A 17650-nucleotide genomic window follows, 5' to 3' on the forward strand; every position below is an offset into this window, starting at 1 on the left:
GCGGAGCCGCAGGGGGTTCGAGGAGCGCTAACGACGACGTCGGCGTGTCGGTGTAGTTGCTTCCGTGGCAGTGGCTGCTGACAAACGTTTTCGACACACCATCATTTAGGAGGAATGATGATTCGAGTGATGCTTCTGACCGTGCAAGCGTTGGTAGCGGTGACATCGATTGCCGGCGGCTTGGTCATGGTCTGGGGGTCATGGCCGGGGGTGGACAAGAGCGTTTTGCCGCCCGAAGTCCAGCTACCGGTGGAATACCTGGGCGGGTCGCCGTTCAGCAGCTACCTGGTCCCGGGGCTTCTGCTGGCCGTCATCGTAGGGGGCACGCACACGGTGGCCTTCGTCCTGCTCCTCCGTCGACGTGGATTGGCATCCATGGCGGCCGCCACGGCGGGATATTCCATCCTCGTGTGGATATTCGTTCAAATGGCACTGATCCCGTTCAGTGCATTGCAAGCGGTCTACTTTAGTGCTGCCTTGGCGGAAGTAGGATTGCTCTTGCTTTTGCTGGGTGTCGCCTCCCCGGAGCGGACGGCAAGCTTTGCGGAACTACTCGGGCCTTTGGGCCCTGTTGAGGGCCGGGAACCGGCCGTAGGATCTCCCCATGACCGACGAAAACATAGTGCCTGAGGCAGAAGTACTTGAATCGGACGATTGTTGGAGGCTCCTTGGCGAGGCCAACGTTGGGCGGCTTTCTGTGATCGTCGACGGCCACCCTGACATCTTTCCCGTGAACTTCGCGGTGGGTAACAACACTGTGGTTTTCAGGACCGGACCGGGAACCAAACAGTGGGCCATGGAGGATGACGCCGTGGTAGCCATCGAGGCCGACTCCGTCAGTGCCGAATTCGGAATTGCGTGGAGTGTGGTTGTGAAAGGCACAGTTGAGGACGCAGGGTCCGAAGGCCCTCGACTTGATGAGATCAGGCGCGCCCTTTCCCCGTGGCAGGGAGTGGGTCAGGACCACCTCTTCAGAATTGTTCCAGCCTCGGTAACCGGGAGACGATTCGACCTTTCAGCACCAATGTCGCTTCAAACTCCACTCAACGACGCAACACGGGCCGGCTTGGAATAGCGCGGTGCGCCCTCGAAGAATCAGGTGGCACCGCCTCGCACCGGAACAGTCTTGTCAGCAGACCGGCTCGTCAAGAAATTCGGTAACCTAACCGCCGTCGAGGACGTCTCTTTCGCCATCCGCCCCGGTGAGACTTACGGCTTCCTTGGCCCGAAGGGTGCCGGAAAGACCACCATCATCAGCATGGTTGCCGGTCTGATCCCTGCCGATTCCGGATCAGTGGACGTGGCCGGTATCCGGATGGACCCAGGGAGTGTAGCCGCAAAACGCAACCTGGGGCTGGTCCCCAAGAGCTCGCCATCTATCCGGATCTGACGGCACGCGAGAACCTGCCATGAACTGGAAGCTCGTCGGCGCTGTGCGCATTGGTGACACCATTCGTGTCGAACAAACCGTCGCTGAGGTCCGGGCCTCGAAATCCAAAACGGACCGGGGCATCGTTACTTTCGACGTTCAGGTCAAGAACCAGAAAGACGAGGTCTGCCAAGAGGGACAGTGGTTCGTGATGTTCCACCGCCACGAGAATTAGCCAGAAAGGCTTGTCGGCCCAGCCTGAGCATCCGGGATACCCGCGCTCGGGTTGGGCCCGCTTCGGCAGCTGCCGCCGGTGCCAGACACATGAGTATCGAGAACGTCGATTCCGGAAGCGTACGTAAGACCCGCATTTCCAGTACATACGGCACGGCCGAGGCCAGCCCGCACTGTCCGCACGCTGCGCCAGCTGGAGAAGTACCTTGGAGCCTTGCCCTACCCCCACCAGAAAGCCGAAGAAGCCGCCAAACATACCGTGCCACAACGCGATGACCACGAACACTTCTGGGCCTGGGAAATGCGGCCAGTTGATTATTGTCTCGCAGGCCCTTGGTAGTAAGGCCGCTGACAAGAAAACGCCCAAATACGCAGCAGATCATGCGGCGACGCAGCACCTCGTTGCAACCTCCACTCACCACGGTGTACCACGTTGTTCAAATGAATCTGATATGAAAGCCGGATGAACCCGTACAAGGCGGAGCCGCCGCTGGGCGGCTCCCGAGCCCACATCATGTCGATCTTTCCTTCGTTGGTACCCAGCGAGCAGCGGGTTGCCCAGTTCTGCCTCGACTCCCCCGAATCCGTCGCGACAATGTCCGTGGCCGACCTCGTGGCCGCAACCGGTACGTCACCGGCCACGATCGTGCGGGCCTGCAAGCGCATGGGGTTCGACGGTTTTCAGCACCTGCGGCAGGTCCTGTTGCGGGACCTGGGCGCTGCTGCCCGCGACAATGCGGACCAGGAAGGATGGGGAGCCACGGGGACACCGGGAACTCCCGAACATCTCATCTCGGGTATCTTCTCGCGTGCCTCACACGATATCCGTGGCGCACTGGCTTCGCTGGACTTCGAGTCCTTCGGGGCCGCCGTCGATGCTGTCCGGTCAGCCAAGCGGCTGCTCGTGGTGGCCAATGGCGCTTCACTTGCCCCAGCCAAGTCCCTGGCTCTGCGCTTCCTGGGAAGTGGGGTGATTTGCGAGGCGCCGGACGACGTCGTCTCCCAACACATCACAGCGAAGTTGCTGGGTCCGGATGATGTCTGCATCGCGATCAGCGACAGCGGCCTGAATGGCTTCACCCTGGGCGGAGCACGCATCGCTTTGGAGAAGGGAGCCACTGTCATCGGGGTGACAAGTTATGCACGCTCGACCCTGGCCGAAATCTCCACGCACGCGCTCGTGGCTGGCGCGGAATTCCATTACTGGCAGGACCAGCTCCCCATCGGAAACATCGTTCAGATGCTGGTCCTCTCCGCGCTTCACGCCGGCGTCACGGGCGACTCCCCGGAGGTCGATCAGGCACGGTCAGCCGTCTTCGAGGAGGTCCTTCACATTATCGGCGAGGAACCGGAGCCGCCCGCCGTGTAAGGAGGCAGAAGTTTCTGTTTGCCTCCAGCGCTGTTTACGAAATGAGCACCACTCGTTAATCTGCGGCCCCCACTCTTCAGGGGTAGAACGTTTCCTCAACAAATCGATTGAGGAAATACAGTTTCCCGGAGGTGCCTGTGGGCCAACTAGTGCTCAACCAGCTCTCACGTTCGTTCAAGGACGTGACGGCTGTAAAGAATATTTCGCTCACCGTCGAAGACGGTGAATTCCTGGTCCTTCTCGGCCCTAGCGGTTGCGGCAAGACCACCCTGCTGCGCATGATCGCAGGACTGTTGGACCCGACGTCGGGGACGCTTGAGCTGGATGGGCGGGACATCACCACCGTCCCGTCGAAGAAGCGTGACCTGGCGATGGTTTTCCAAAGCTACGCCCTGTACCCGCACCTGAGCGTGGCCAAGAACCTCGCCTTTCCCTTGACTGTGCGGCGGACCGACAAGCAGCTCATCAAGGAGCGCGTCGAATCCGTTGCTGAGATGGTGGAGATCGGCCATCTGCTGGACCGCAAGCCCCGCGAGCTCTCTGGTGGACAACGCCAGCGGGTAGCGGTGGCCCGCGCCCTGGTCCGGGAACCGAAGGCCTTCCTCATGGACGAGCCCCTATCAAACCTTGACGCTAAACTCCGGACGGCCACCCGTCAGGAATTGGCAGGGCTCCACCGGCGCCTGGGTGCCACGTTCATCTACGTGACCCACGACCAAGTGGAAGCCATGACCATGGCCACCAAGATCGCCCTGCTCAACGGCGGGGAATTGGAACAGCTGGGTACCCCGGAAGAGCTCTACGACAAACCGGCTTCCATTTTCGCCGCCGGTTTTCTCGGGTCCCCTGCCACCAACCTGCTCGACGCCGGATTGGGCACCAGTGGCGGTCTCGTCACCGTGATGGGCCCATCCATTGAGGCGGTCCTCTGGCCCGGCGACACACCCCAACAGGACATTGTCCTCGGCATTCGCCCCGAACACCTCACCATCAATGCACCCGCCTCTGCCGCTGCCGCGCCGACCGCCGGAGCCGCGCTCCGCGGCGTCGTCGAACTATCCGAAAACCTCGGCAGCGAGCAGATCATCTACTGTCGCGTCGGCTCCAAGCGCGTGGCAGTGCGGGCACCACGCGACGAACACTGGGAGCACGGCAGCGCCGTGATCCTCAGCGCCGACGCCGACCGCCTGCATCTCTTCGACCGAGCAAGCGGCCGCCGACTGGAGTGGCAGCCCGCGCCCATTCCGGCATCAGTCCCCTGAATCCCTAAGCACTATCCCGACCCGTCCTCCCCAACACCAGAAGGAAACCCGTGCTAACCCTCCGTTCCCTTGCCCTCGCCATCGTGGCCGGCACAGCCGCACTGACCCTCAGTGCCTGCGGCGGTACAACCCAGGCCAGCTCCGTCGCCGCAAAAATCCCCGAACTCACAAACGACCAGCAAGTAGAAATCACCTTCGAGAGTTACAACCTCGCCCAAGCGGGCGTCTGGACGGACACCGTCAAGGGTCTCGTCGCAGACTTCGAAAAGGCACACCCCAACATCCACGTCACCGCTCAAGCTCCCCAAGGCGGCGGGGCCGTCGGATCCAACACTGTCAGCAGCGTCCAGACACAGCTGCTTGCCGGGAAGGCACCCGACGTCGCCCAGCTCACCTTCGATACCCTCGACTTCGCCGCCACCCAACTGGGTGCCCAGCCGATCAGTGACCTCGTGGGAAAGGAAGCGGTGGACACGCACCTGAACGGTGAAAACCCCTTCCACGAGAACGCAAAGACACTCGCCGACTGGAACGGCAAGACCTACGGCATCCCCTACGTTTTCTCCACCCCCGTCCTGTTCTACAACGCAACCCAGCTTGAGGCAGCGGGACTCCCTGCCGACACCGATCTCTCCACCTGGGACAAGGTGCTGGCAGTGGCCAAAGCGGTCACCGCCAAGACCGGCAAGCCCTCGCTGGACATTTCGTGCTCCGTCAAGGGCGGCAACTGGTGCATGCAAGGTGTCTTCAAATCCAACGGCGCCGAGGTGCTCTCAGCTGACCGGAAGACCATCGGCTTCGGCGCCGACGCCGCAGTAGACACGGTGGAGAAGCTGGCCGAGTTGAACAAGGCCGGCGTCCTCCGGAACAGTGACTCAAGCAGCATGTACGAAGGCTTCGCCAAGGGAGAGACAGCTCTCCAGCTCACCACCTCGGCGATGCAAGGCATGTTCATGTCCAGCGCCGCCAAGACAGGCTGGCAACTCAAGGCAGCCGGAATGCCCGGCTTCGGGGACAAGCCCTCCGTTCCCACGAACTCCGGTTCTGCCCTCTTCATCCTGAGCCAGGACCCCGCCAAGCAACGCGCGTCCTGGGAACTGATCAAGTTCATGACCAGCGATCACGCGTACGAAGAGATTTCCAGCAAGATCGGCTACCTGCCGCTGCGCCCATCCCTCACCGAGAAAGGCGGGGTCTTGTACGACTGGGCACAGAAGAACCCCCTGCTGGCCCCGAACCTTGCCCAACTCGATCGTCTCCAGCCCTGGGTTTCCTACCCCGGCAACAGCTATGTCCAGGTCGACGACATTCTGGCCACCGCCATCGAGGACGTCGTCTACTACGGCAAGGACCCCAAATCCACTATGTCCGAAGCCGCGCGCCGCGCCCAGGACCTGCTCCCCCGCTAACCACATACAGAAAGACATACTGTGACCACCATGTCCGGGGAATTGATCCCCGCAACAGCCAACGAGCCGCTCAACGTTGAAGGCACCTACAACTTCCGCAGCACCGGCGGCTACCCCACGGCAGCAGGCCGAACCATCCGCGACGGCAAACTCTTCCGCTCTGACGGCCTGCATGCACTGACCGACGCCGGTCGCAACCAGCTGGCACAATTGGGCATCGGCATGGTCATCGACCTGCGGGACCAGACCGAGTTGGACCACTCCCCCAGCCGCCTGGACGGGCTTCCCATCGAAGTTCGACACCATCCGATCTTCGACGCCGGAAAAGTCCCGGGGGCTGCCGAATCGATCACCCTCCAGAACATCTACGCACTGATGATCAGCCTGCACGCCCAACGCCTTGCAGACGCTGTGAGGCTGATCGCCGACTCCGGAACTGCCCCTGTCCTGGTGCACTGCACAGCAGGTAAAGACCGGACCGGTGTGGTGATCGCCCTGGCCATGCTCGCAGCAGGCGTCGACCGGAACCTGGTAATCCGCGACTACGAAGCCACCGAGACCAACCTTGCGGGCGAATGGAGCGAGAAAATGGTGGCCGCCGTCCAAAGCCACCCGGGCCTGGGTGCCGTCGGCGAGCGCCTTCACGAGATCATCTCCGCCAGTCCGGCGGCAGTCCTGGGCACCACGATCGACCTCGTTGAAGACAATTTCGGCAGCGCGAGGGGCCTGCTCACCACTCACGGTTTCACTGAGGCCGATCTCCAACGCCTTACCGATGTCCTGACCGTCCCCACCACCAACTGATACCTAGGAGAACACCATGACTAACGAAGCTCAGCACCCGGCCCCCGAGCACTTCATCCTGCATATCAGCGACACCCACTTCGTCGCCGACGACGACCTTTTGCACGGCAGCGTTGACAGCGACGAGAACCTCCGCCAACTTTTCCGTGACTTCGTCAAAGCACAGGTCAAACCAGAAGCGATGGTTTTCACCGGCGACCTCGCCGACACCGGCCGCCCCGACGCTTACGTCCGCCTGCGCAACATCGTTGAACCGGTTGCCGAAGAGCTCGGAGCAAAAATCATCTGGGTCATGGGCAACCACGACGAACGCGCAGCGTTCCGTGCCGGGCTGCTCGGCTCCGATGCAGGCCAGGAATCCGTGGACATGGTCCACGACGTGAACGGACTGAGGATCATCGCCTTGGACTCCACCGTCCCGGGACTGCACCATGGCGAGATCTCCGACGAACAACTCGAGTGGCTGGCCAACGTTCTGGCCACCCCGGCACCGCACGGCACACTCATCGCCCTGCACCACCCGCCGGTTCCCAGCCCTCTGGAAATCATGGCCATGGTGGAACTTCGTGAGCAGAGCCGCTTCGAGAAGGTCATCGAAGGCACGGACGTCCGAGGTATCCTGGCCGGCCACCTGCACTACTCCACTTTCTCCACCTTCGCCGGCGTCCCCGTCTCGGTTGCATCAGCTACCTGTTACACCCAGGATCTCAACGTTCCCCGCGACACCATGCGCGGACAGAACGGCGCCCAGGCGTTCAACCTTGTCCACCTCTACCAGGACCGGGTGCTGAACTCCGTGGTTCCGATCGGCGAATTTTCCACGGTGTACAGCGTTTCCGCCGAGCAGATGGCCGCCTATCAGAAGATGAGCTTGGAAGATGCAACCGCGGCCATGCGCGCAGACTATGTGCCCGACGTCGAACCCGCACCGGCAGATGCCAATTTTGCCGGGACGGCCCGCTAGTCCTGCCCACTAGAGGAAGACACGCACCATGTTTGTAGAAACCGCCCCGCCGGCAGCGCCCGTCGCTGCCGGCGCGTCGGCCGGTCGGGTCATGCACCGCACCGGCCGCGCTTGGAACCCTTATCTCTATGTCCTTCCGGCCGTCGTCCTTCTCCTTGTGTGGACGTACTGGCCTTTGGGACAGACCCTTAACCTTTCCTTCCATGACTGGAACCTGATTCCCACACGTCCCAAACAATTCGTCGGCGTCGAGAAGTACGCGAAGGTGCTGAGCCTGCCTGAATTGCACCAAGCCCTGCTGAACACGGGCCTGTACATCCTGGCGTTCCTGGGGATCTCCGTTGCATTGCCGCTGGTGTTTGCCCTGCTCTCCCGCAAAGTGCAGGGCAAGGCACGCACCGCCTATCAGGCCTTGATCTTCGTGCCTTTCCTCATCACTCCGGTGGCCACCAGCGCCATCTGGCGATGGCTTTTTGCTCCCGAAGGCGGAACCATCCCTGCCATCGCGGCAGCCCTCGGCGTCCCGATGGGCAATGTGTTCCGCGATCCTGATGGGTCCATGATGTCCGTGATCGTCATTGTTGGCTGGCAGATGCTGGGATTCGGCGTTCTGGTGGTCTCTGCAGGGCTGGCTGGTATCAGCCCCGACTACGCCGCGGCCGCTTCCATCGACGGCGCCAACAGCCGCCAGATCACGTGGCGGATCATCATTCCACTGCTCTCACCCAGCTTGGTCTTCCTGGCCTTGATGACCATCCTGCTTTCCGCGCAATGGACCTATCCGATCATTGACCTCGTGACCCAGGGCGGCCCGGGTAACTCCTCCACGAACATTTACTACCTGCTGTACCAGTTCGGTTTCAGGAATTTCGACGCCGGTCTCTCATCAGCCGCCGGAATGCTCTTCTTCGCGGGGTTCGGGCTGATTGCCCTTCTCTTTGTGGAGCTTTCCGAACGCCTCAGCTTTTACGACAACTAGGAAGGGATCCCTATGACCTTCGTTGCGATTGCCCCACCGGCCCAACCCGGTCCCTTGACCGCGGCGTCTGTGACGGGTCGCGCAGATGACTCCAAGGCGCGGAACATCCCCCGGTGGGTGGCCTGGTCTGCGGCCCCCAGCCATGCACTGCTTCTGGTGCTGGCGGCGGCTTCGATTTTCCCCGTCTACTGGATGTTCGTCACCGCATTCCGCCCCGCGGCGGATTCGCTGTCAACCAATCCTTTCCCGGTCCCGTTCAGCCTGGAGAACTTTGAGTACGTGGTGGAGACGCTTCCTATTGTTGGGATGATGGCAAACACCTTCGGCATGGCACTTGTTCTGGCGGTGTGCCAACTGCTCGTGGCAATCCTTGCCTCCTACGGCTTCGCCCGCTGGAACTTTGTGGGCAAGAAGGCCTTGTACCTGCTCTTCGTCGGATCATGGCTGGTCCCGTTCCAGGTCACAATGATTCCCAATTACCTGCTGGTCTCTCAAATGGGGCTGCTGAACACCATCACCGGAGTAGTACTCCCCCAGCTGTGTTCGGCCTTCGCCGTGATGATGCTCCGGCAACACCTTGAAGCCTTCCCCAAGGACCTGCTCGACGCCAGCCAGATGGACGGCCGCTCATCATGGCGGACCCTCTGGGAAGTGGTGATCCCGAACCTCCGGCCTGCGCTGGCAGCACTGGGCATCATGCTGTTCATCAGCGCATGGAACGAATACCTCTGGCCGTCCCTGATCATGCAAAAATCCGATGCCCTGATCCAAGTAGGAATCCGTGGCTTCCTCGGCGCCGAAGGAAACAACTGGGGCGCCGTCATGGCCGCCTCGGCCTTGGCGTGCCTGCCAATCTTCCTGATCTACATTTTCCTGCAGCGCTACGTCGTGGACGCATTCGTCAGATCAGGACTCAAATAGGAACACCCAACCCGCACATCCCCAACACGAGGTGGGCCACGCACGCTGTGGCCCACCGCCGTCGTAGTCCCTCTGGCCGCGACTGCACGCATAAATTGCTTTCGGTGGACGAATCCCCGATAGCTAATACACCGAGCCCATCAGGAGCTCCGACAAGCGCGCAGCGGCACGTCGCAGTTCCGGGACGCTGGCCTTAAGCTCGGCTTCAGTGGCCGTCTCAACGGGGCTCGTCAGGGCGATGGATTCACTCGCACGGCCAGCCCTGTTGGGAACAGCCACCGCGACGGAGAGTACGCCCGTGGCGCGCTCGTCGGCGGAATACGCGAAATCTTCGCCCGGACCGGGCAGTCGTGCCCGTAGCTCGTCGGCGGTAAACCCAGCACTTTCGTGGCCCGATGCGGAGGCGGCCACGGCAACCTGTTGCAGTTCCTCCGCGGAAGCCGAGGCCAACAGGATTTTTCCCGCGGCACCCACGGTAAGAGGCAGCCTCTTACCCAAGGGAAGGTCATACCGGAGTGGCGAGTCACCATCCACACGTGCCACCAAAATCCGCTCGAAGCCAAGCCGAGTGTAGAGAGACGCTGTCCGGGCCGTCTGTGTGGCAACCTGCTGCAGAATGGGCCGTGCCGCAACTACTAACGGATCGTTTTCCAGGAAGCTGCGGGCCGCAGGAAGAACCGCCGGCCCGACGCGATAGGTCTTGTCAGTCTGGCTGACCATGCCGAAATCCTGGAGGACACGGAGGATTCTGAGCGTCGTGGGCAGACTCATGCCGCAGGTCCTAGCGAGGTCACTAAGCCGCTGAGGCCGCTCAGCGCGCTGCAGTTCTGCAAACACCTCCAAGGCCCTCGAAAGGGAACGCATGTTTGCCGCCTTGGGGCCATCTTCGGCGGAACCGGCGGAGTGTGTTGAGCTGACGGTCATTGTTTCATCCTATGTAATTTTCTTGCGCTTGACATCACATGTGGCTCCTGTCACTATTTCTTCAGACGCAATGTTCTTTCATTCTATGAAATGAATGACCACGGAATGTATGAAGGAAAAACCAATGACAACGGAGTCAGTTATGACCAAGCCCCAGCGCGGGACACGTGTTGCTCCCACCGTGCTGGCGGGCATCGGGGCCTTCGTCTTAGTGGGGGTCTATGTCTTGGTCAGCTCTATCGACTTAGGCCTATGGACTTCCCTGGGCCCGGGCCCCGGGATGTTTCCCTTCGCGATGGGCGGGCTACTGGTAGCCATGTCAGCGATCTGGCTGGTTCAGGAATTGCGGCAGCCAAGCGAAACCCCGCAGGGAGTTGACCGAGGGCTGGTGATCGCCGTCGTCGTCAGCCTTGCGCTCCTGGCCGCAGTCATGGACCTGATCGGCTTTCAGCTGAGCATGTTCCTCTTTCTGATGTACCACCTGAAAATACGAAGCCGCCGCGGATGGGTGTCATCGCTGATCATTGCCCTCGCCGGCAGTGTAGGAGCGTTCTACGCCTTCAACTACGGCCTCAACGTGGCCCTGCCCACCGCCGCAATTTCCGTCCTGAACTCGATCGGACTCTAACCGTGGATACCCTCAACGAACTGGCCAACGGATTCGCTTCCGCGTTGACCTGGCAGAACCTGATCTTCGCCTTCCTGGGCTGCCTGCTCGGCACCATCATCGGCGTGCTGCCCGGAATCGGCCCCGTGGCAGGCGTCGCTTTGCTGATCCCCCTCACCATGAACCTCGACGCGACTGGGGCGATTATCATGCTGTGTGCCATTTTCTACGGCACAGCGTACGGCGGAACCATCACCAGCGTCCTGCTGAACACACCCGGCGAGGCCGCCTCAGCAATCACCACGATTGACGGCTACGCCATGACCAAGATTGGCAAAGCTGGAGCGGCACTGACCATCGCCGCCGTCGGGTCCTTTGTTGGTGGAACCATCGCAACCCTCGGCTTGGTGGCAGCCGCAAAACCCTTAGGTGAGTTAGGACTGCTGGTCGGCCCTCCGGAGTTCTTCGCGCTCATGGTGGTTGGAATCTCCCTTCTTGTCGCATTGGCCGGGAAATCCATGGTCAAAGCTCTTATCTCCGGTGGCTTGGGCCTGCTGATCTCCATGGTGGGCATCGACCCCGTGGCCGGCGCGCCCCGCTTTACCTTCGGCTCGGACAACCTGTTGGACGGCGTGAGCTTCGTAGCCGTGATCGTAGGCGTCTTTGGCCTCTCCGAAATACTGTCCTACCGCAAAGACTCCAAAGCTGCTGCCGTACACGCACCTGGGATGCGTTCCTTGCTTCCGACCGGCACCGAATGGCGCCGCAGCGCACCATCCATGGCACGCGGAACAGGCATCGGATTCGGGCTTGGCCTCATCCCAGGCATGACAGGATCCGTTTCCTCACTGCTGGCCTACGGGGCCGAAAAGAAGTTCTCCAAGCACCGCAACGAGCTGGGCAAGGGCGCCATCGAAGGTGTCGCCGGACCGGAAACCGCCAACAACGCCCACGCCAACGCTGCCCTTATCCCGTTGTTCACCTTGGGCATTCCCGCCTCCCCCACGATTGCCGTCTTGATGGGCGCCTTCCTCCAACAAGGACTAACCCCGGGGCCGACCCTCTTCACCGAGCACTCGGAAATTGCGTGGGCCATCATTGCAAGCCTCTTCATCGGCAACCTGCTGCTGCTCCTGTTGAACGTCCCTTTGGTGGGCCTTTGGACGTCAATTCTCCGGGTACCGGCCTCCATCCTCACCGCACTGATCCTCTTGTTCATGGTCATCGGCGCCTACACCATCAACTTCAACGTCTTCGATGTTTTCGTCATGATCGGGTTCGGCCTCCTGGGCCTGGCGCTGCGCCACCTCGATATCCCGCTGGCTCCGATGGTCCTGACACTCGTGCTGGGACCACTTATGGAGCGCTCACTTCGCGAGTCCTTGGAAATCTCCCAAGGAGACTTCGGCATCTTCGTCAACCGCCCCATCTCGGTGGTCCTGATCGGCATCGGCGTCCTGATCATCCTGAGCCCGCTCCTCAAGCTCCGAAAGCCAAAAGCACTCAACGAAGACCCGGAAACCTAGACACCACCCATTTGTAATCCCCCTTCAAAGGAGAAGAACCATGACACGCACACGCATCGCCGCAGCTTTCGCTGCTGCCGCCCTCATCGGGCTCACCGGCTGCGGCTCCAACCCCGGCGCCGCCAACAACGCAGGCGACGACTTCCCCAAGAAAGGAAAGTCGATCGAACTAATTGTCTCCTTCTCCTCCGGAGGAGCCGTGGACACCGCCGCCCGATTGGTCCAGCCGATCCTGGAGAAGGAACTTGGTACCAACGTTGAGGTCGTCAACAAACCGGGAGCCGGCGGACAGATCGGCTACACGCAGCTCACCAGCGCCAAGGCCGACGGCTACACCATCGGCGCCACAGGATCCCCGTCCGTGGTCGTCTCGCCCCTGGACCCGGCCCGCGGTGCGAAATACACCCGCGACAGTTTCCAGCCCCTGGGACGGCAGGTTATCGATCCCACGGTGATCGCCGTCCAGCCGGACAGCCAGTACACGACGCTGAAGGAACTCCTGGACGCTGCCAAGGCAGAACCCAAGTCCATGACGGCCAGCACTACCGGTTTGCAGACCGGCGAGCACTTCGCTCTGGCGCAACTGCAGGAAACCACCGGCGCGGAGTTTGCACCCGTGCACTTCTCTGAAGGCGCCTCACAGGCAACCACGGCATTCCTGGGGAAGCACGTGGACATCCTGGTGGCCAACGTCAGCGACGTCACCGACCTCAGCAAGCAGGGCAAAGCACGGGTACTGGGCGTCATGACGGCCGAACGCGCACCCTCGCTTCCGGACGTGCCTACGTTCAAGGAATCCGGATACGACGTCGAAGCGGGCACCGTTCGCGGCTACTCAGCACCGGCAGGCTTGCCGGACGCTGTGGCTACCAAGCTGGAGGCTGCCATCCAAAAAGCAATCGAAGATCCCACCGTGGTCCAGAAGATGGAAGACCTCGGACTCCAGACCAGCTACCTGACCGGCAAGGACTACCAGGAATTCTGGGCAAGCCAGGAAGAAGACTTCAAAAAGGTCCTCCCGCTGGTTCAGAAGGCCGACTGAACCAAGCCGGCTTCCCATCCCACCACCACACACGGAAGAACCACATCATGACAACTCCAGTCCTTGAAGATATCGACGCCGATTTCCCGCGCCCCGACGGGGACGTGCTTGCACGACTTGCCAAGCTGCCGGCTGCGAACATCGGCGATGCTATGGACCGTCTGGGGGTTGCCGACTCGGCCATCCAGGCCATATGGCCAGGCGCACGTATTGCCGGTCCGGCCTTCACGGTTTGGACCCGCCCGGGCGACAACCAGGGCATTCATCGCGCATTGCAGCTCGCCCATCCGGGCGACATCATCGTCGTCGCAGGCGGCGGAGACGAGTCCCGGGCCCTGTTAGGAGAACTCATCGGGGAACGCGCCATCAACCTCGGCATCGCCGGGTTCGCACTGGACGGCGCAGCCCGGGACGCCGAGACTCTTGGGGAAATCGGGATGCCCGTCTTTGCCCGATCAACCACCCCCGCTGGGCCTTACAAGAACGGACCGTCCCGCCTGGGGACACCGATCTCGTTTGGAGGCGTACCCGTCATGCCAGGCGACATCATCATCGGCGACTCCGACGGCGTCGTCATCATCCCGCGTGAACAGGCAGCAAACGTGGCCGAGGCCGCCGAGGCCGTGTTCGCCGACGAAACGAACCGCAGGGCCGCCATCATCGCGGACCGGGCAAAGTAAGAAAGACAGACGAACATGACAGCTTGCACAGTCATCGGCCTCGGTGAGGCCGGAGCCACCTACGCGGCCGCCCTGGTTGCCGCGGGGCACCGGGTCAGCGGATTCGATCCCGTTGCCCCAAACACTCCCGCCGGTGTTACCCGGGCCACCACGGCCGCGGAAGCCTGCGCCAATGCGGACATCGTCCTGGTGCTTACAGGCGCAGCGGCCGCCCGGGCCGTTGCCCAGGAGTGTTTGCCCGTGCTGCCCGCCGGCAGCTGCTACGCAGACTTCACGTCGTCCTCGCCGCACGTTATGCAGGAACTTGGGCAGGTGCCCAGCGAAGCACTCTTCGCCGACGTAGCGATCCTTGGACCCGTCCCCACCCAGGGGGCCAAGACACCGTTGATGGTCAGCGGACCCGGCTCCGGAGCGGTGGCCGACCTGCTCGGCCCGCTAGGCGCCGACGTCGAAATCGCCGACGGCGAGCCTGGTGCTGCCATGGCACACAAGCTGCTCCGCAGCGTCCTGATGAAAGGCCTTGCCTCCGTAGTGGTCGAAGCAGTCACCGCAGGAAGAGCTGCCGGTCTCGAAGAGTGGATCCGCGGCCAGATCGCCGGCCAACTGGCTGGTGACGGGCAAGCAGTGATAGACCGGTTCCTCTCCGGCACTGCAAAACATGCCCAACGCCGTTCCAAGGAAATGCAGGACACAGCCCACTACCTGTCGTCGGACCTGGAGGTACCCGCAGAGATGACCACAGCATCAGCGGCTGCCCTCGCACGCATGGCAACAGAATCCACAGAAGCCGCCGCAGCCTTGCGCTGAGTCCGGCATCGGGAAGAATCAGAACAGGACCAACGGTGACCCACTCACCAGCACACCTTCTTCCAGGAGCAGCATCATGATCGGCATTTGGGCCCTCGGCGCCTACTTGGCCGTCATCCTGCTGTGGACTACCCTCATCAAGCGCAGCGTCGGCGAAGCCATGATCATCGGTTTCCTCGTGATACTTCCCTTCACCGGAGCCGCTGCCCTGCAGATCGGCTGGAAATCGCTTTACTCTGCAGTGACCGATGAGATCGTGTACGCCACCATGGCCTTCGTTTTCATGGGCCACCTGTTGGACAGGTCCGGCGTGCTGAATCGTCTCATTGACCTGCTGAACTCCCTGATCGGCGGAGTCAAAGGTGGTCCAGCGTGGGTCTCCACCGTGGCATCCGCTGGCCTGGGAGGTGTGGTCCACAACCAAGCAGCCATCGCAGCAACCGTTGGTTCTGTCACCATTCCCTGGATGGAAAAGTCCAATCTGGACAAGCCCGCAGCCGCTACCTTGGTGGCCGGAAACGCGGGGATGGGCATCACGTTCCCTTTCAGCGCATCCATGTTCGTCCTAGTGGGATCCGCCACGGTAGGACCCTTGCTGAACATCAACGATCTCGTGCTGCCGTTGTTGTTCGGTGGGCTGTGGTGCTTCCTGCACCGGCTAATAGTCACATGGCTGCTGATCCGCAAGAGCGGGATGGCTCCGCTGGATGCGGCACACAGACTCACTGTGACAACCGCTTTCCGCCAGGGATGGGCCACCCTGCTGCTCTTCGTAGTGGTTGCCATTCCGCTGATCATCACTTCCGGGGCCATCGCCACGGCGTTGTCCGACTGGACTGGCGGTGATGTCACCAAGTCTGTCAGCGTCATTGTTTGGATCCCAGTGGTTCTCATCATCACAGGGGCACTGCTCGGCTGGAAGCGCCTGCCGCGTGGAAGACAGGACTGGTGGAAGCTCCTGGAGAGTTCCGCGCCCAGGTTCGGTGTTGTCGGGATCACCGTGGTGTTTGCTTTTGCCGGTGCCAATGCCCTCGCCGCTACAGGTTTGCCGCAGCAGATGACCACGTTGCTCCATCAGATGAACCTGCCGCTGTGGCTGCTCGCCATCCTCATTGGTTTGATCGTGATCGCCGTGGCCGCACCCCTGTCCGCGACGGCGACCATGGCCGCCGTCGGGACCGTCGGAGTGGCCACGCTGGCAGCTGCAGGAGTCCCGGCGACTACTGCCGCCGTCGCCGTCCTGGTCTTTTCATCGTGTGAAGCCGCGGTACCGCCCGGAGGTGCGCCGCTCTATGTGGCCTGCGGCATCGCCGACGTCAACCCCATCACCACGTTCGCCCGGTTACTGACCCACTACGCACTGCCGTTGTTGGGCATCGGAGTCCTGATCATCCTCGGCATCCTGCCCATCTAAGGAAGTTTCCGTGAAACTCATCCAAACCATCTTCGTCCTCACACTCGCCGCCCTGCTCCTGGGCGGGGTGGTGTTCGTGGCAGGACAAAGCGTCTCCCTCGTGCTGGGCCAAGGCGAATGGCTGACGTTCCTCAACTATTCCTTGAAGGACCCGATGTGCATCGCCGCCTCCATCTGCGCGATCGCCGGTTTCCTCCTCAGCTATAAACGCCATCAAAAGCAAAGCCAACCCGAGGAGGCCCGGAGCCGGTGACGAATACCTCCAACGGGAAGTACCCCACCTTCGCCGAGCTGCAACAACGGAATGGGAACCTCGCCGGCACCTCGTGGGGACTGTTTCCCGATGAAACCCGCGGGACGCCGTCGTTCATCAGCCCGCACGCCGTTCTACAGGCGCGGGACTGCATCCGGGCAGGGACGGCCTTTGGCCTGGACTATGCCGCGGACGCCTTCGACCCCGGGATGTCGCTGAAGCGCGGCGCCCCACGCCACACGATCTACTCATCGCACCCTGCCCACCGGGACGACTACCTGGACGGCTACTTCCTTCAGGGCTCTACGCAGATCGACGGGCTTAGGCACCGAAGGGCGGACGACGTCGGTTTCTACAACGGCACCCCGGATGACCGTGTCGAGGCAGGCACTCCGGAGCTGGGGATACAGGGCTGGGCCGAGGAACCCATTGTGGGCCGCGGCGTTCTTGTGGATCTTGACGGCTACCGGTCCGCCCACGGATCGTCCATTGACCACGCCGCCGGAGAACCCCTCACCCTGGATCTGATCCACTCGGCGTTGTTGGAGCAGTCCGTCGCCCTCCGGCCAGGCGACATCCTGATGCTCCACACCGGCTGGTGCGAATGGTTCCTTGCCTTGTCTCACGGCCACAAGCAGGATCTGCGGGAAAGCCGCCGCGCTACGGGCATTGCCCAATCACACGAATTCGTAGCGTGGGCATGGGACAACCAGCTTGCCCTTGTGGCGGCCGACAACTTTGCCCTCGAATGCCTTCCTGCCGTTCCCGACAGTCCCTTCAAAAATACTGCACCCAACGATCACGGCATGATGCACCAGCAACTCCTCGCCAAACTTGGAATGCCCCTTGGTGAACTCTGGAAGCTGGGTCCGCTCAGCCGGTACATGCGTTCAACAGGGAACTGGGATGCTTTGATCAGCATCAAGCCCCTCAACATCGTCGGAGCCACAGGCTCACCCGCCAACGCCACAGCACTGGTTTGATCATTTCGGGACTGGCAGCAGTCACTTGCCCCAATCATCGACCTGACATCTTCCCGGTGGTCGCCTCGAAAGGTAACGATCGCGACCTCCCGCCTCAGCAGAA

The 17650-nt window shown here is 61.8% G+C and carries 20 protein-coding genes; 19 read left to right on the forward strand and 1 reads right to left on the reverse strand.

The genetic code is table 11. The annotated features are described in order from the left end of the window. Positions 1-114 precede the first annotated feature (114 nt). The 11 genes from J3A64_RS07860 to J3A64_RS07910 all read left to right on the forward strand — a co-directional run bounded on the left by J3A64_RS07860 (position 115) and on the right by J3A64_RS07910 (position 9311). Positions 115-630, forward strand: a complete 516-nt coding sequence (locus J3A64_RS07860) for a hypothetical protein (protein WP_286176223.1) — start codon at positions 115-117, stop codon at positions 628-630. Next, positions 605-1075 (forward strand): pyridoxamine 5'-phosphate oxidase family protein, encoded by a 471-nt coding sequence (locus J3A64_RS07865; protein WP_210063986.1) that lies wholly within the window; start codon positions 605-607, stop codon positions 1073-1075. Before J3A64_RS07860 ends, J3A64_RS07865 begins: the two co-directional genes overlap by 26 nt. Positions 1076-1099: 24 nt before the next feature. Continuing rightward, positions 1100-1390: an ATP-binding cassette domain-containing protein gene (locus tag J3A64_RS07870; RefSeq protein ID WP_307807174.1), complete on the forward strand. Its 291-nt coding sequence runs from the start codon at positions 1100-1102 to the stop codon at positions 1388-1390. A 19-nt stretch (positions 1391-1409) separates the two neighbouring features. Then, entirely contained in the window at positions 1410-1604 is a 195-nt protein-coding gene (locus tag J3A64_RS07875) for a hypothetical protein (RefSeq protein WP_014921624.1), read from the forward strand. Positions 1605-2066: 462 nt separating this feature from the next. Continuing rightward, on the forward strand, positions 2067-2972 hold the full coding sequence (locus J3A64_RS07880; RefSeq protein ID WP_210063987.1) for a MurR/RpiR family transcriptional regulator: 906 nt from the start codon (positions 2067-2069) through the stop codon (positions 2970-2972). Positions 2973-3109: 137 nt separating this feature from the next. After that, entirely contained in the window at positions 3110-4234 is a 1125-nt protein-coding gene (locus J3A64_RS07885) for an ABC transporter ATP-binding protein (protein WP_307807175.1), read from the forward strand. Between the two features lie 50 nt (positions 4235-4284). Further along, positions 4285-5643 carry an ABC transporter substrate-binding protein gene (locus tag J3A64_RS07890; RefSeq protein ID WP_210063988.1) on the forward strand — a complete coding sequence of 453 codons (1359 nt, stop codon included), beginning with the start codon at positions 4285-4287 and terminating at the stop codon, positions 5641-5643. Between the two features lie 30 nt (positions 5644-5673). Then, the gene (locus tag J3A64_RS07895) at positions 5674-6447 is read left to right on the forward strand and encodes a tyrosine-protein phosphatase (RefSeq protein ID WP_210063989.1); all 774 of its coding nucleotides are present in this window, start codon (positions 5674-5676) and stop codon (positions 6445-6447) included. 16 nt (positions 6448-6463) lie between these two features. After that, on the forward strand, positions 6464-7411 hold the full coding sequence (locus J3A64_RS07900) for a phosphodiesterase (RefSeq protein ID WP_210063990.1): 948 nt from the start codon (positions 6464-6466) through the stop codon (positions 7409-7411). A gap of 28 nt (positions 7412-7439) precedes the next feature. Beyond that, a complete protein-coding gene (locus J3A64_RS07905; protein WP_014921618.1) occupies positions 7440-8390 on the forward strand; it encodes a carbohydrate ABC transporter permease in 951 nt (316 codons plus the stop codon). Between the two features lie 12 nt (positions 8391-8402). Beyond that, on the forward strand, positions 8403-9311 hold the full coding sequence (locus tag J3A64_RS07910) for a carbohydrate ABC transporter permease (RefSeq protein WP_210063991.1): 909 nt from the start codon (positions 8403-8405) through the stop codon (positions 9309-9311). 123 nt (positions 9312-9434) lie between these two features. Here J3A64_RS07910 and J3A64_RS07915 read toward each other — a convergent pair whose 3' ends face one another. Next, entirely contained in the window at positions 9435-10235 is an 801-nt protein-coding gene (locus J3A64_RS07915) for an IclR family transcriptional regulator (protein WP_014921616.1), read from the reverse strand. Positions 10236-10359: 124 nt separating this feature from the next. Here J3A64_RS07915 and J3A64_RS07920 point away from each other — a divergent pair, with 124 nt between their 5' ends. From J3A64_RS07920 to J3A64_RS07955, 8 genes are all read left to right on the forward strand, one after another. Next, the gene (locus J3A64_RS07920) at positions 10360-10863 is read left to right on the forward strand and encodes a tripartite tricarboxylate transporter TctB family protein (protein ID WP_043470122.1); all 504 of its coding nucleotides are present in this window, start codon (positions 10360-10362) and stop codon (positions 10861-10863) included. 2 nt (positions 10864-10865) lie between these two features. Then, complete coding sequence (locus tag J3A64_RS07925; protein ID WP_014921614.1) at positions 10866-12368, forward strand: tripartite tricarboxylate transporter permease; 1503 nt, start codon at positions 10866-10868, stop codon at positions 12366-12368. A gap of 40 nt (positions 12369-12408) precedes the next feature. Beyond that, positions 12409-13410 carry a tripartite tricarboxylate transporter substrate binding protein gene (locus J3A64_RS07930; protein WP_014921613.1) on the forward strand — a complete coding sequence of 334 codons (1002 nt, stop codon included), beginning with the start codon at positions 12409-12411 and terminating at the stop codon, positions 13408-13410. A 47-nt stretch (positions 13411-13457) separates the two neighbouring features. Further along, positions 13458-14090, forward strand: coding sequence for an RraA family protein (locus J3A64_RS07935; RefSeq protein WP_014921612.1), 633 nt, complete (start codon positions 13458-13460; stop codon positions 14088-14090). Positions 14091-14105: 15 nt separating this feature from the next. Next, a complete protein-coding gene (locus J3A64_RS07940) occupies positions 14106-14897 on the forward strand; it encodes an NAD(P)-dependent oxidoreductase (protein WP_210063992.1) in 792 nt (263 codons plus the stop codon). Between the two features lie 76 nt (positions 14898-14973). After that, positions 14974-16311, forward strand: coding sequence for a TRAP transporter large permease subunit (locus J3A64_RS07945; protein WP_210063993.1), 1338 nt, complete (start codon positions 14974-14976; stop codon positions 16309-16311). A 10-nt stretch (positions 16312-16321) separates the two neighbouring features. Beyond that, a complete protein-coding gene (locus J3A64_RS07950; RefSeq protein ID WP_210063994.1) occupies positions 16322-16564 on the forward strand; it encodes a hypothetical protein in 243 nt (80 codons plus the stop codon). Beyond that, positions 16561-17547 (forward strand): cyclase family protein, encoded by a 987-nt coding sequence (locus tag J3A64_RS07955; RefSeq protein WP_210063995.1) that lies wholly within the window; start codon positions 16561-16563, stop codon positions 17545-17547. Before J3A64_RS07950 ends, J3A64_RS07955 begins: the two co-directional genes overlap by 4 nt. Positions 17548-17650: the final 103 nt, after the last annotated feature.

This window comes from Pseudarthrobacter sp. PvP004 (genome assembly GCF_017876035.1).
GTDB lineage: Bacteria > Actinomycetota > Actinomycetes > Actinomycetales > Micrococcaceae > Arthrobacter > Arthrobacter aurescens_A.